The 13,030-nt window shown below is 41.2% G+C and carries 15 protein-coding genes; 7 read left to right on the top strand and 8 right to left on the bottom strand.

Annotated features, from left to right (window positions below; genetic code table 11):
- Nucleotides 1-203 precede the first annotated feature (203 nt).
- The 7 genes from QZ379_RS09930 to QZ379_RS09900 all read right to left on the bottom strand — a co-directional run bounded on the left by QZ379_RS09930 (nucleotide 204) and on the right by QZ379_RS09900 (nucleotide 5,591).
- Nucleotides 204-1,997 (bottom strand): IS66 family transposase, encoded by a 1,794-nt coding sequence (locus QZ379_RS09930; protein WP_291563879.1) that lies wholly within the window; start codon nucleotides 1,995-1,997, stop codon nucleotides 204-206.
- Nucleotides 1,998-2,085: 88 nt separating this feature from the next.
- A complete protein-coding gene (gene tnpB, locus QZ379_RS09925; protein ID WP_291563877.1) occupies nucleotides 2,086-2,430 on the bottom strand; it encodes an IS66 family insertion sequence element accessory protein TnpB in 345 nt (114 codons plus the stop codon).
- Between the two features lies 1 nt (nucleotide 2,431).
- Nucleotides 2,432-2,800: a hypothetical protein gene (locus QZ379_RS09920; RefSeq protein WP_291563875.1), complete on the bottom strand. Its 369-nt coding sequence runs from the start codon at nucleotides 2,798-2,800 to the stop codon at nucleotides 2,432-2,434.
- Between the two features lie 253 nt (nucleotides 2,801-3,053).
- Nucleotides 3,054-3,641 carry a Maf-like protein gene (locus QZ379_RS09915; RefSeq protein WP_291563874.1) on the bottom strand — a complete coding sequence of 196 codons (588 nt, stop codon included), beginning with the start codon at nucleotides 3,639-3,641 and terminating at the stop codon, nucleotides 3,054-3,056.
- Between the two features lie 95 nt (nucleotides 3,642-3,736).
- Nucleotides 3,737-4,255 carry an HAD family hydrolase gene (locus QZ379_RS09910; protein ID WP_291563871.1) on the bottom strand — a complete coding sequence of 173 codons (519 nt, stop codon included), beginning with the start codon at nucleotides 4,253-4,255 and terminating at the stop codon, nucleotides 3,737-3,739.
- Complete coding sequence (locus QZ379_RS09905; protein WP_291563868.1) at nucleotides 4,252-5,058, bottom strand: DUF2520 domain-containing protein; 807 nt, start codon at nucleotides 5,056-5,058, stop codon at nucleotides 4,252-4,254. The genes QZ379_RS09910 and QZ379_RS09905 overlap by 4 nt, the downstream gene beginning before the upstream one ends.
- The gene (locus QZ379_RS09900; RefSeq protein ID WP_291563865.1) at nucleotides 5,055-5,591 is read right to left on the bottom strand and encodes a nitroreductase family protein; all 537 of its coding nucleotides are present in this window, start codon (nucleotides 5,589-5,591) and stop codon (nucleotides 5,055-5,057) included. The genes QZ379_RS09905 and QZ379_RS09900 overlap by 4 nt, the downstream gene beginning before the upstream one ends.
- Before the next feature lie 80 nt (nucleotides 5,592-5,671).
- On the opposite strand from QZ379_RS09900, the gene QZ379_RS09895 reads away from it, so the two are divergent.
- The 7 genes from QZ379_RS09895 to QZ379_RS09865 all read left to right on the top strand — a co-directional run bounded on the left by QZ379_RS09895 (nucleotide 5,672) and on the right by QZ379_RS09865 (nucleotide 11,900).
- Nucleotides 5,672-6,637, top strand: coding sequence for a GNAT family N-acetyltransferase (locus tag QZ379_RS09895; protein ID WP_291563862.1), 966 nt, complete (start codon nucleotides 5,672-5,674; stop codon nucleotides 6,635-6,637).
- 169 nt (nucleotides 6,638-6,806) lie between these two features.
- Nucleotides 6,807-7,211: a methylmalonyl-CoA epimerase gene (gene mce, locus QZ379_RS09890; RefSeq protein ID WP_154044646.1), complete on the top strand. Its 405-nt coding sequence runs from the start codon at nucleotides 6,807-6,809 to the stop codon at nucleotides 7,209-7,211.
- Nucleotides 7,212-7,360: 149 nt separating this feature from the next.
- Entirely contained in the window at nucleotides 7,361-8,914 is a 1,554-nt protein-coding gene (locus tag QZ379_RS09885; protein ID WP_154044645.1) for an acyl-CoA carboxylase subunit beta, read from the top strand.
- A 22-nt stretch (nucleotides 8,915-8,936) separates the two neighbouring features.
- On the top strand, nucleotides 8,937-9,866 hold the full coding sequence (locus QZ379_RS09880; RefSeq protein ID WP_291563881.1) for an OadG family transporter subunit: 930 nt from the start codon (nucleotides 8,937-8,939) through the stop codon (nucleotides 9,864-9,866).
- Between the two features lie 20 nt (nucleotides 9,867-9,886).
- A complete protein-coding gene (locus QZ379_RS09875; protein WP_291563853.1) occupies nucleotides 9,887-10,315 on the top strand; it encodes a biotin/lipoyl-containing protein in 429 nt (142 codons plus the stop codon).
- A 1-nt stretch (nucleotide 10,316) separates the two neighbouring features.
- Nucleotides 10,317-11,477: a sodium ion-translocating decarboxylase subunit beta gene (locus tag QZ379_RS09870; RefSeq protein WP_291563851.1), complete on the top strand. Its 1,161-nt coding sequence runs from the start codon at nucleotides 10,317-10,319 to the stop codon at nucleotides 11,475-11,477.
- A gap of 171 nt (nucleotides 11,478-11,648) precedes the next feature.
- Complete coding sequence (locus tag QZ379_RS09865; RefSeq protein WP_291563848.1) at nucleotides 11,649-11,900, top strand: cyclomaltodextrinase C-terminal domain-containing protein; 252 nt, start codon at nucleotides 11,649-11,651, stop codon at nucleotides 11,898-11,900.
- Nucleotides 11,901-11,981: 81 nt separating this feature from the next.
- Here QZ379_RS09865 and QZ379_RS09860 read toward each other — a convergent pair whose 3' ends face one another.
- Nucleotides 11,982-12,812, bottom strand: a complete 831-nt coding sequence (locus tag QZ379_RS09860) for an alpha/beta hydrolase-fold protein (RefSeq protein WP_291563844.1) — start codon at nucleotides 12,810-12,812, stop codon at nucleotides 11,982-11,984.
- Nucleotides 12,813-13,030 lie beyond the last annotated feature (218 nt).

The raw sequence follows: 13,030 nt of genomic DNA, 5'->3' as shown, positions 1-13,030 counted from the left end.
AAGCATATCATCCTATCATTTTATTAAGCAACAGGCTTAAATCAAGAACGGTGGTGTTTCTCAGAAACAGTGTTGCACCAGACGCCAGTTGTAACTTCGCCCACCTTATCGGTAAACGTTCTATTTTCCGCCACACCGACTTTATCGGCTGTAAAACAGTCGATAAAGAAAAAATGTTATTAGGAAAAAATTTAGATTTAACATTATTGTTTATAGTAACATGGCAGAAGTGCTTTCTTATCGCAGTCCTTACCATGAAGAATACACTCAAATAAGTGTTTCAGGTAATCCTGAGGATCGAGTTTGTTAAGCTTGCAACTCTCTATCAGCGAGAAGATGAATGCCGTATTCTCCGCGGCAGCCTCACTGCCTATGTTCATACAGTTCTTAAGCAACAGCTTTACCGGTTTCATCCTCTGCTCGCAGAGGTTGTTCGATATTTCAGCCGTACCGTCCTTGAGTACATTCACCAGAGAATTCCATTGATTCAATGTGTAGTTTATCGCTCTTTTCATCAGGTCGTTTGCCATGATATGAACATCCTGCTGCATCGTAAGTGCCAGACGGCGTATACGTTCCATAATAGGCCACAAGAGTTTCTTTCTCTTCTCGCATACGCCCGAAGGGCTTAGGTTCATTTTGCTGATTGTATCGTTAATCTTGAACAGACTTCCTATTTCGTCTATTACCAGCATCGCTCTTATGTCTGAAGCGAGTGCATCCACCCACAGCCTGCGGTCATGTGTCCAGCAGCCTATATGTAGAACCTTGGAATCAGCACCGTCATACATCTTGTAAACCGTATAACCGTCAGTGGACATGCTTCCATCGAAAGACTCCAGAAAGGCTTTTACCACATCTGACGCCCTGCTGCCGTTGTTATAATGGTAATACACCATCTTGATATTCTTTGCAAAGAAAGTCCAGAGGTATTTCTTTCTGCAGACCTTACCTTCTTCGGTTTCCACCCCTACAAGCTCAGTAGTCTCGTCCACCATCAGATATTTGGCCTGCTGTACAATCTTCTTGAAAACTTCCTCCAGATACTCTCTGAGTTTTGCTATACCGTTATGGAGATAGGTGTTCAGTGTGGTGTTGCTTATTTGGAGGCCTTCTCTTGCAAGAAGTCTTATCTGCCGGTTCTCAGGCATGCTGAAGTCATATTTCAGACAGAGCAGACGTGCAAGCAATTCCGGTGATAAGATACCGCCAAGGTTCTTCAGCGGATGTTCCATCGTATTCTCGAAGCTGCCATCGGCAAGCTTTACCCTTGCCACCTTATAAACATGCTCCACGTTATGAGCCTTTATATGTTCTATCACCCTGTATTCACACACATCAGGCATACCGTTACGGTTCATAAACCTTGCACCTTCAGGAAGCTGATAATAGTCTTCTATTTCATGTACAACAACTTTGTTTACTTTCAGTCTTGTCTTTTCTGCACGTGGGGCAGTCTCTTTACTGCGTGTGGTTTTAGTTCCTGAAGTTGGATTACTGCTGCCGGAAGGTGTATTGCCGCCTTCATCGTTCCCGTGGTTTTCATCATCCTTCTTCTTGCCAGAGCCGTCATACTCTGATTTCTCCAGAGCATACTTGTCGATGTTACGATTGTTCAGCAGTCTTCTTTGTTCGGAAGTACGGCCGAAGCGGTGCTTTCGGCTGTCATCAAGCTGCAGTCTGATATTAGAAACCTCGTTTGCCGGCAATCTGTTCACTTGGTCTTTTGCTTCAAGTTGCTTTCTCATCTGTTCCAGTTCTTTCCTGTATTGTTCAACTGTAGCTGATTGCCTTTCGATGGTATTATTAAGCCCATCGATGGTATTCTTGAGATCGTTGATAGTATCCTTCAGAGCCTTTGAGTCCTCTTTATGTTCTTTATCAATAGACTCAAGCCTCGCAATCAGTTCTTTATTCTGTTTGCGAAGCCCTGCCTTTTCTTCGTTTGCCAGACCAAGCTGGCAGCAAAGTAACTCGTATGCTCTTTCATCTATCATACCTCAAAGGTACTAAAAATCAGGCACTTACGCAAACTTTTAAGCAATTATTTTTACATTATTCCCTTGAAAATCAACACTTTATTGTTCATTCTTCAGGTGTTACATACATCCTGTCGACTACGATGCTTTCTGTCAGATAGGCCATGTCCGACCACTGTATACGGTAGCATCTGGAGACTTCGTCAAACACAGGTTTCTTGAACTTTCCCATGACCGGACGTTTCTCGTAAAGCACATAAAAGCCGCGTTCGTAATGAAGGATCTTTACGACCGTACGGTTTCTTGACATAAACATATATACATTGGATGTATCGCTAGGGTCAAGTGACATCTCTTCCCTTATACTCTCACACAGGCGGAAGATTCCTTTCCGCAAATCAACATTACCGTTAAACAGGTAATAGTTCAGGTTAGCACTCAGTCCCAGCATATCATCCTATCATTTTATTAAGCAATATGCTCAAATCAAGAACGGTGGTATTTCTCAGGAATAGTGTAGCGCCTGATGTCAGCTGCAACTTCACCCATCTTATCGGCGCTTCGCCTTCCGGTTGTTTCACTTCCATCTTCACAGTTGGACTGTTACAAGGTTTGCCGGTTATCTGAACTTTAGCAACCTTGGGCTGATCAACCTGAACTGTCTTGCCTAACTTCTCGCTCCACAGCTGATGACGCTGCCAGTTCATGAACTTGTCGTAATTTACTCCATAATCTGCACAGAACTCGCGAAGATCCTTGGTCTCGCTGCATAACTGGTAGAGGTCATATACCTCCTGATAGTTTACTTTTTCTTTCGCCATAATCATTGTTCTTAAAGGTTACGGCGCAAAGGTATATCTGAGATAGACACTTGTCAAGGCGGAAAATAGAACGTTTACGCAAGAAATATAGACACTTTATTTTGTCTTTTTATAGGTCTTTTTGCTGTATATTTCAATCGTGGATTAAGGGTGCAGTGCTATCGCTGAATAGTTACGGGGATTCCTATATCAAGTTCTTTTTACAAAATAATAGTTCTCCTCCCTGCTGTTTCGTGTATAATAATATGGTATTTTATATTTTCATTTCCTTCAACTCCCTATAAAGCCTCTGCACCGGCAGCCCCATAACATTGAAATAAGATCCATGTATGCCTGACACTCCGATGAAACCAATCCATTCCTGTATGCCGTATGCACCTGCCTTGTCGTAAGGTTTGTAATTGTCTATATAGAAGTCTATTTCTTCGTCTGTCAGTGTGTCGAAAGTAACATCTGATACAGAACAGAAGCTTTTCTGAAATTCGCGTGTGGTGATGCTTACTCCTGTCATTACCTGGTGGGTGTGTCCGGACAGAATTTTCAACATTCTTACAGCATCTTCCCTGTCTTTGGGTTTGCCAAGTACTTCACCATTGGCATAGACTGTTGTGTCTGCTGTTATCACAAGATCGTTTTCTGCCATGAACGGGCGGTAGGCGGCAGCTTTTATGCGTGATATGAATTCAGGTATTTCACTTCCTTTCAGATGTGGAGGATAACTTTCGTCAACACCTTTTATCAGTTTGACTTCGTAATTGATGCCCAAACCGGAGAGGAGTTCGCGGCGGCGTGGTGAGTTTGATGCCAGAATAATGTTGTATTTCTTTAGATTGTCTAACATATGTTTTTTTAGTTTTTTAGTTTAAAGTTTTTAAGTTTGGAATTCGCTATCATTATCGAACTAAATAACTCAGGAACTTACAAACTAACAAGAGTTTACCATCCGAATGCTTCTTCATGTGACATCCATTTTCCTTGTGCACGCAGTACTTGCTCTATCACGTCACGGCCGCAGCCTTGACCTCCGGCACGATGGGATATGTACTTGCATACAGCCTTGATGTCGGGTGCGGCGTCAGCCGGGCAGCAAGGGAGACCTACGAGGCGGAGTACTTCATAGTCGGGTATGTCGTCGCCCATATAAAGTACTTCTTCTGGTTTGAGGTCGTATTTTTTTATCAGTTCGTTGTATTCCTTTGTCTTTACTGAAGCTCCCATGCATACGTCTTTTACTCCGAGTCCTTCAAATCTTAATCTGACGGCTTCGGTGTGTCCGCCGGTGATTATTGCTATATGTAATCCGCATTTTACGGCGAACTGTATGGCGTATCCGTCTTTGATATTTATCATGCGCATAGGTTCTCCGTTGGGATGGAGAGGTACTGTATCGCCACTTAAAACTCCGTCAACATCGAAGAATAGTGCCTTGATTTTTGTGAGGTCGTAGTCTATCATATTTTGTTCGTATTATAATTGTGTATGCTTTTGCTTATAAGTTTGTATAGCTCTGCTATGCCTGGTTCATCTTTAAGCATTTCAAGATGGCTGTCCATGATGTTGCGGTCGTCTCTTTGGGCGGGGCCTGTCTGGGCTGATACCGGAGATAAATGGTGTACCTTTTCGGCTGTCTCGTCTATCAATGGCAGCATAGCGCTGAATGGCAGACTGTGGGATGAAAGAAGATGTTCGCAGATGGAATACATATGGTTGCTGAAATTACATGCGAAAACAGCTGATATGTGCAGGTATTTTCTTTGTTCGGATGAGGCTTCGAATACATGGCTGCTCAACAGTGAGGCTGTCTTGATGAGTAAATCTGTGTCTTCTTTACTGTTTGCCTCTACAAAGAAGTGTACATTATTAAAATCTACTTTTCTCTGCTTGCTGAATGTCTGCATTGGATATAGCACGCCATATCTGGCTGTAAGTCTTTTCCAAATATTGATGGAAACGCTTCCGGCAGTATGTACAAACAAGGCATTGGGATTGCATTTCACTAGCTGTGGAAGTATTGTTTCGAGTACAGAGTCTTTGAGTGATACTATGTAGATGTCTGCATCACTGTCTGTCGATGTTATATCTGTAGTGTAGGGGCAGCCTATACTTTCTGCCAGTTCTTTGGCTGATTCCTGAGTCCTGCTGTAAATCATTTTTATATGGCATCCGGCTTCGTGGAATGCTTTTCCAAGATGTGTAGCTACGTTGCCGGCTCCAATCATTACTATTGAAGGATGTTTTTCTGAATATTCCACTGTCATTTTCCTCCGTATTTGTTGATATGTATTTTTTCCCATTGTAGATGCGACTCGTCGAAAGGTTTTCTTTCCATTCCTTTATGTCCGATGGCGATGATGGATAGAGCCTGTAGCTGTAGTGGCAGGTCCAATACTTCGTGAACGTATTCGTTTGATGGAATGCCGCTTGCCGTAAATCTTTCGCGCAACTGTACCCAGCAACTTCCAAGTCCGAGGTCTTCTGCCTGCAGCTGTATCATGATGGATGCTATTGATACGTCTTCAATCCATACATCGCTCGCCATGGGATCGGCTGTTACGACTATTGCCAATGCGGCATCTTTTATGAACGATGAACTTGCTTCCTTGCAGTATGAAAGTTTTTCAAGTGTTTCCTTGTCGTCAACTACGATGAACTGCCAGCAGTTGGTTCGTTTGGATGTTGGCGACATGAGTGCTGCTTTGAGCAGTGTGACTACTTCTTCCTGAGTGAGTTCCTGTGGAGTGAATTTGCGCATACTGCGCCTTGATTTTATGAGGTCGCTGAAATTTTTCATATGTGAAAATTTAAAATGATAGTCACAAATATATGATTTTCGTTTTAAAGGCTGAAACTTTTTATGTAAATTTGCGATATATGGCAATACGTTTGGTTACATATGAACACTCTGAAACGTTGCCTCAGCTTCCTGAGAAGAACGTCTTTCATTCGGTAGGCCTGTTTAGGATTCTTGAACGGACATCCGGATATACTCCTTTTATGCTTGTGGCCTTTGATGGGGACAGACCTATAGGTAAATTGTTATGTGTAATCAGAAAGTCTTGGTTTATAAGGGAGTGTGTTATATATGATACTGGCGAGTATTTTGATACGGATATTAGGCATGACCTGATTTTCGATGAACTTCTTTCGTACTTTACAGCCCGGAACAAGGATAATTTCTTTCTGATAGAGTTCAGAAACTTGACAGAACCGCTTTTCGGATACCGTTATTTCAGGAAGAACGGATATTTTCCTATAAAACGTTTGAGGGTGATTAATTCCATTCATCACACAACTTTGGATAAGTGGATGGGGGCTTCAAGAAAACGACAGATACAGCAGGCTTTGAAAAACGGTGCTGTAATTGGAGTAGCAGAAAACAAACAGCAGGTTCAAGGACTTTTCAGAATGCTGAAGAACTATTATTCTTCGAAAGTGTTCAAATATTTTCCCGGAGTAGATTTCTTTACGTCTTTATTGGAACTTGGTGAAGAATGCGGAGAGATGGGAAAAATATTTACAGTCTCATATAATGGTAAGATTATTGGAGGCTCGTGTTGTCTGTTCTCTGACGATACGGCATTTCTGCTGTTTTCCGGTGGAATGCGCAAGAGTTATCCTTCTTTATATCCCGGTGTGTTGGCTGTATGGAATGCTATGCTGTATTCAAGGGAGAAAGGTTATAGTCATTTTGAGTTTATTGACGCCGGACTTCCTTTTAAAAAATACGGATACCGTGATTTTATATTGAGGTTTGGAGGCAAGCAATTGAGTACCCGCCGGTGGTACAGACTGAAATGGAAATGGCTGAATAGGATAATGGAAAAGATATATGTTTGATATAACAGTCGATTGCAAAGTTAAGTTTCCAAAATCAAAGTTCAGACGTTATAAAAAAGTAATAAGGATAAATATTTACTGAAAAAGTTTCGTATTTTAATCCAAATTTCTTTTCTTTGTCTTATAGAATTTATGAACTTTAATTTAATATCAAAAAAACAACATCATTATGAAAATATCTCATATTGAACATTTGGGCATTGCTGTAAACAGTATCGAAGAAGCCCTGCCATACTATGAAAATGTATTGGGATTGAAATGTTATAACATCGAAACAGTAGAAGACCAGAAAGTTAGAACTGCATTCCTGAAATGTGGTGAAACAAAAATAGAGCTTCTTGAACCGACAGGTCCTGAAAGTACAATAGCTAAATTTATTGAGAATAGAGGAATGGGTGTACATCATGTGGCTTTTGCCGTTGAAGATGGTGTAGCAAATGCTTTGGCTGATGCCGAAGGTAAAGGAATCCGCCTTATAGATAAGGCTCCACGTAAGGGAGCGGAAAACCTTAATATCGCTTTTCTTCATCCGAAATCAACAATGGGGGTTTTGACAGAACTTTGTGAAAAATAAAATACAGGTTGAGGCGATGGTTGGAATAACTGTTTTATAGATATATTTGAAGAGTCAGTTTGCATATTATTATGTAAGCCGACTCTTCACTTATTTTATGCAGCCTCGTCCGGTAAATGTTATTATAAACTTTAAAAATACTTATAACTATGAGTAATCAATTGGAAAAAGTGAAAGAGCTTATAGAACTGCGTGCTCAGGCCCGTCTGGGAGGTGGTGAAAAGGCTATTGAAAAACAGCATGCTAAAGGTAAATATACAGCACGTGAACGTATCTCTATGTTGCTTGACGAAGGTAGCTTCGAAGAACTGGATATGTTCGTAAAACACCGTTGTACAAACTTCGGAATGGACAAGAAACATTATCTTGGCGACGGTGTCGTTACAGGTTACGGTACTATAGAAGGACGATTGGTATATGTATTTGCACAGGATTTCACTGTATCTGCTGGATCGTTGTCTGAAACAATGTCACAGAAAATATGTAAGGTGATGGATATGGCCATGAAGATGGGTGCTCCATGTATCGGACTTAATGACTCGGGTGGTGCACGTATCCAGGAAGGTATAAACGCTTTGGCCGGTTATGCCGAGATTTTCCAGCGCAATATCCTTGCTTCGGGTGTCATTCCTCAGATTTCCGGTATTTTCGGTCCTTGTGCCGGCGGTGCTGTTTATTCTCCTGCTTTGACTGACTTTACTCTTATGATGGAAGGTACATCCTATATGTTCCTAACAGGTCCTAAGGTTGTCAAGACAGTGACAGGTGAAGATGTGTCACAGGAAGACCTTGGTGGTGCTAGCGTACACTCAACACGTTCCGGAGTTACTCATTTCACTGCTTCTACAGAAGAAGAAGGTCTGGCATTGATCCGTAAACTTTTGAGCTATATTCCACAGAATAACCTTGAAGAGGCTCCATATGTAGATTGTACAGACCCAATTGACCGTCTGGAAGATTCTCTTAACGAGATTATCCCTGACAGCGCGAACAAGGCTTACGATATGTACGAAGTAATCGGTGCTATTGTAGATAATGGTGAGTTCCTTGAAGTTCAGAGAGATTTTGCAAAGAATATCATTATCGGTTTTGCTCGTTTCAACGGACAGTCTGTAGGTATTGTTGCCAATCAGCCTAAATTCCTTGCAGGTGTGCTTGACTGCAATGCGTCACGTAAGGGAGCACGTTTCGTTCGTTTCTGCGACGCTTTCAATATTCCTATTGTTTCGCTTGTTGACGTTCCTGGATTCTTGCCTGGTACTGGCCAGGAATACAATGCTGTTATTCTTCATGGAGCTAAATTGCTTTATGCATACGGTGAGGCTACAGTGCCTAAGGTTACTATCACATTGCGTAAGTCGTATGGTGGTTCACACATCGTGATGAGCTGTAAGCAGTTGCGCGGTGATATGAACTATGCATGGCCTACTGCCGAAATTGCCGTGATGGGTGGTGCAGGTGCGGTAGAAGTGCTTTATGCAAAAGAAGCTAAGGAAGCTGAAGATCCTAAGGCATTTATGGCTGAAAAAGAAGCTGAATACACTAAACTGTTTGCTAATCCTTATAATGCTGCAAAATATGGTTATATCGATGACGTGATTGAGCCTCGTAATACCCGTTTCCGCATTATACGTGCATTGCAGCAGTTGCAGACCAAGAAACTTACTAATCCGTCGAAGAAACACGGTAATATTCCTTTGTAATAAATTAAAATCTGAAAATATGATGAGAAAACTTAATATCGGAATGTTCCTTTCTTTGATGCTGTTGGTGGCTTTTTCGTCCTGCAAGGAACAAAAGCCTAACAATAAGGTAGTCATCAATGAAGTGCTTGTCGATAATCAGAGTAACTTCCAGGATGATTACGGATTGCACAGCGGATGGATAGAAATATTCAACAAATCGTATAGCAGCGCCGATTTGGCAGGATGCTTGCTCCGTGTAAGCTCACAGCCGGGTGATACTGCCGCTTATTTTATTCCAAAAGGTGATGTGTTGACTCTTTTGAAACCTCGCCAGCACACATTGTTTTGGGCGGATGGTGCACCTCGTCGTGGTACTTTCCACACAAATTTTGTTTTGAGCAAAACAAACGAGAACTGGATTGGACTTTATGATTCTGGCAAGAAGCTTCTTGATCAGGTTGTTGTTCCGGCAGGTGTACTTAAAGAAAATTATTCTTATGCCCGTGTGAGCGATGGCTTGAACGAATGGGAAGTGAAGGATGACAGTGCCGAAAAGTATGTTACACCTAGCACAAACAACAAGACTATAGAAAGTAATCCTAAAATGGATAAGTTCGAACAGCACGATCCTGTTGGTGTGGGTATGGCGATTTCGGCTATGGCAGTCGTATTTACAGGCCTGATTCTGCTTTATATTTGCTTTAAGTTTGTCGGTAAGGCTGCAATTGCTTTGCGTAATCGTAACGCTATGAAAGCACAGAATGTGACAGACCATAAGGAAGCTAAGGAAATGAAACTTGGTGAAGCTCCAGGAGAAGTTATTGCCGCGATATCTATGGCATTGCACGAAGCTCAGGGTGCTGATCACGATGTGGAAGAAACTATCCTTACAATAAGCCGCGTAAAACGCAGTTACTCACCATGGAGTTCGAAGATTTACACTTTGCGTGAAACTCCGAACAAGAAATAACTTTGATAAAATTTAATCGTATGAAAGAATATAAATATAAGATAAACGGTAACTTGTACAAGGTTACTGTTGGAGATATACAAGACAACAATGTAAAGGTAGAAGTTAATGGAACTTCATATACCGTAGAATTAGAAAAATCGGCAACACCTAAAATCAAACCGGTAGTGCGTACTGCTGCCACTACTCCTGCTGCTCCTCCACCAGCAGTGGCACGTCCTGTTGTAGCCGGAAGTAAATCGGGTATCAAATCTCCGTTGCCTGGAGTCATTCTTGACATAAAAGTCAAGGAAGGTGATACTGTTAAACGTGGACAGACTTTGCTCGTTCTTGAAGCAATGAAGATGGAAAACGATATCAAGTCCGACCGTGACGGTAAAGTTACTTCTATCAAAGTAAGTAAAGGTGAATCTATTCTTGAAGGTACTGACCTTATAATTGTTGAATAATATGGGAGAATTTGTTAGTTTTTTGCAGAATAACCTGGCAGATTTCTGGACATATACCGGTTTCTTCAATGCTACTCCACAGCATCTGATAATGATTCTTGTAGGTATATTCTTCATCTATCTGGCAGTGGCAAAGGAATTTGAACCTATGTTGCTGATTCCTATCGGTTTCGGTATTCTGATAGGTAATATTCCTTTTAATATGGAAGCCGGCCTCAAGGTAGGTCTTTATGAGGAAGGCTCAGTGCTTAACATTTTGTATCAGGGTGTAACGTCGGGATGGTATCCGCCTCTTATATTCCTGGGTATCGGTGCCATGACGGACTTCTCAGCCTTGATATCAAATCCTAAACTGATGCTTATCGGTGCGGCTGCACAGTTTGGTATCTTCGGAGCATACATGCTTGCACTTGAATTCGGTTTCGACCCTATGCAGGCAGCAGCTATCGGTATTATCGGTGGTGCTGACGGTCCGACAGCCATCTTCCTTTCGTCCAAGCTGGCTCCTAACCTGATGGGTGCGATTGCGGTTTCGGCATATTCATACATGGCTCTCGTTCCTGTGATTCAGCCGCCTATCATGCGTCTGCTCACAACTAAGAAGGAACGTCTTATCCGTATGAAAGTTCCTCGTGCCGTTTCGCATACAGAAAAGGTGATGTTCCCTATAGTAGGTCTGTTGCTTACTTGTTTTCTTGTTCCTTCAGGTCTTCCATTGTTGGGAATGTTGTTCTTCGGTAACCTGTTGAAGGAAAGTGGTGTTACACGTCGTCTGGCAGAAACAGCCCGCGGTCCGCTGATTGATACTATCACTATCCTGTTGGGACTTACAGTAGGTGCTTCTACTCAGGCATCTGAATTCCTGACTCGCGATTCAATCTTTATCTTTGCACTTGGTGCTTTGTCATTTATCATAGCAACTGCTTCAGGTGTGTTGTTCGTTAAGTTCTTCAACTTGTTCCTGAAGAAAGACAACAAGATTAATCCGCTTATCGGTAATGCCGGAGTATCAGCAGTACCTGACTCAGCACGTATTTCGCAGGTAGTAGGTCTGGAATATGACCCAAGCAACTATCTGTTGATGCATGCTATGGGTCCAAACGTAGCCGGAGTAATCGGTTCGGCTGTTGCAGCAGGTATTTTGTTGGGATTCCTTGTGTAAGTCAAAACTTAATAGTATAAAAAATCAGACAAGTTACATATGGTGTAGCTTGTCTGATTTTTTTGATTTATATCAAAAAGTTGTTTGATTAAGTAATTTTTATATTTTCTATGGATTTCGAATTTTAATATTGGAATATATTTGCGCGAAATTTAACAAAAAGACTAAATTATGACTACAACAAGAACAGTTAAGTATCACGTGCCTCAGCAGGGTTTGTATGTTTATTCAAGAACTGTTGATGGTAAAACAGAACTTATTGTTTTAAACAGCACTGACATTGAACAAGTATTGCCGAACAACCATTTCAAGGCTTTGATTAATGAAAGTGTTGAGGGGAAAGAAATTTCAAGTGGAAAGAAAATCGATTTAAGAGAGAACATAGTAGTTCCAGCTCGCAAGTCGGTTATTATTGAGTGTTAATGGGAATTTTGTGAAACTATTAAAAAAGCGATGTTACCTCAGGAGTGGAGAACATCGCTTTTTTGTTGTATTATACAGTTTTTATTTACTTCTGTATTCTTTGAAGAATTTACAGAAATAGTGCCACTGGTATTCTATACTGTTATTCCAGTATTTACCATCGTGAACTCCCGGTCTGGTAATGTAATCGTGGTCGATACCTCTTTTCAGCAGTTCTGCATGTAGATTATTGTTTACTTCAAAGAAGAAATCACCGCTACCGCAATCGAATATTATTGCCAAATCTCCGTTTTTAATCTTGTCCAATTGGTTTATTACAGTGTGATTGTTCCAGACATCCATATTACTGTTCATTTCACCTAACTGTTTTTTCATTTCCCAGTTGTTGGGGAACGGACGTATATCGACTCCTCCACTTGTGGCACCACCGGCACCAAATGTGTCCTTGTGTCTTATAGACAGCCATAAACCGCCATGACCACCCATGCTTAATCCTGTTATGGCTCTACCGCTGCGGTCCTTTATTGTATTATAGTTTGAATCTATATATTCTACCAATTCTTTTGCAACAAATGTTTCAAACTGGTTTTTAGGATTTATCGGACTGTCCCAGTACCAGCTGTTTTCTCCATCGGGGAACACAATAAAAGCACCGTCCCTGTCTGCCATGTCCTTAAGTTCAGGTTTTATGTTGAGCCATGTTCTTGCATCGCCTCCGTATCCGTGAAGCAGGTATAGTGCAGGACATTTCTGATTGTTTATGGCCTGTTCCGGTACGACAACTATGACTTCTATTTCTCTATCCATTTTCTCGCTTCTCACCATCAGAGTGTCAATTCTTGAAGCATAGGATGTTGCTGTTGCGGTCAATGCAACAAATACAAGCAGTGTTTTGAAGATTCTGTTTATCATATATATCAGTTTTTTTAGTTGTAAAGTTAGCAGTAAATTTTCTATAAAAATGCATTTGAGCCATGTTTTTTGTAATATCCTTAATTCCGCAACACATTTCTAAAGAGAATAATTTAAAGTACTGAGTAATAATATATTGCCCAGTACTTTGTCATGTCAGAAGATTCACTTAACTTAGTGTTGTATATAAAAGTTCATAAATCTTCATCTGACATGGC

Source organism: Bacteroides sp. (assembly GCF_019417265.1).
In the GTDB taxonomy this organism is placed as follows: domain Bacteria; phylum Bacteroidota; class Bacteroidia; order Bacteroidales; family Bacteroidaceae; genus Phocaeicola.
The sequence above is the reverse complement of the archived record's forward strand: the minus strand, read 5'-3'. Positions and strand labels throughout refer to the sequence as shown.

Coding starts and splice junctions, on each gene's coding strand:
- QZ379_RS09930 (WP_291563879.1), bottom strand. CDS start 1,997: ATGATAGATGAAAGAGCATACGAGTTACTTTGCTGCCAGCTTGGTCTG.
- mce (WP_154044646.1), top strand. CDS start 6,807: ATGAAAATATCTCATATTGAACATTTGGGCATTGCTGTAAACAGTATC.
- QZ379_RS09875 (WP_291563853.1), top strand. CDS start 9,887: ATGAAAGAATATAAATATAAGATAAACGGTAACTTGTACAAGGTTACT.
- QZ379_RS09900 (WP_291563865.1), bottom strand. CDS start 5,591: ATGAAAAATTTCAGCGACCTCATAAAATCAAGGCGCAGTATGCGCAAA.
- QZ379_RS09920 (WP_291563875.1), bottom strand. CDS start 2,800: ATGGCGAAAGAAAAAGTAAACTATCAGGAGGTATATGACCTCTACCAG.
- QZ379_RS09915 (WP_291563874.1), bottom strand. CDS start 3,641: ATGTTAGACAATCTAAAGAAATACAACATTATTCTGGCATCAAACTCA.
- QZ379_RS09880 (WP_291563881.1), top strand. CDS start 8,937: ATGAGAAAACTTAATATCGGAATGTTCCTTTCTTTGATGCTGTTGGTG.
- tnpB (WP_291563877.1), bottom strand. CDS start 2,430: ATGCTGGGACTGAGTGCTAACCTGAACTATTACCTGTTTAACGGTAAT.
- QZ379_RS09910 (WP_291563871.1), bottom strand. CDS start 4,255: ATGATAGACTACGACCTCACAAAAATCAAGGCACTATTCTTCGATGTT.
- QZ379_RS09905 (WP_291563868.1), bottom strand. CDS start 5,058: ATGACAGTGGAATATTCAGAAAAACATCCTTCAATAGTAATGATTGGA.
- QZ379_RS09885 (WP_154044645.1), top strand. CDS start 7,361: ATGAGTAATCAATTGGAAAAAGTGAAAGAGCTTATAGAACTGCGTGCT.
- QZ379_RS09870 (WP_291563851.1), top strand. CDS start 10,317: ATGGGAGAATTTGTTAGTTTTTTGCAGAATAACCTGGCAGATTTCTGG.
- QZ379_RS09860 (WP_291563844.1), bottom strand. CDS start 12,812: ATGATAAACAGAATCTTCAAAACACTGCTTGTATTTGTTGCATTGACC.
- QZ379_RS09895 (WP_291563862.1), top strand. CDS start 5,672: ATGGCAATACGTTTGGTTACATATGAACACTCTGAAACGTTGCCTCAG.
- QZ379_RS09865 (WP_291563848.1), top strand. CDS start 11,649: ATGACTACAACAAGAACAGTTAAGTATCACGTGCCTCAGCAGGGTTTG.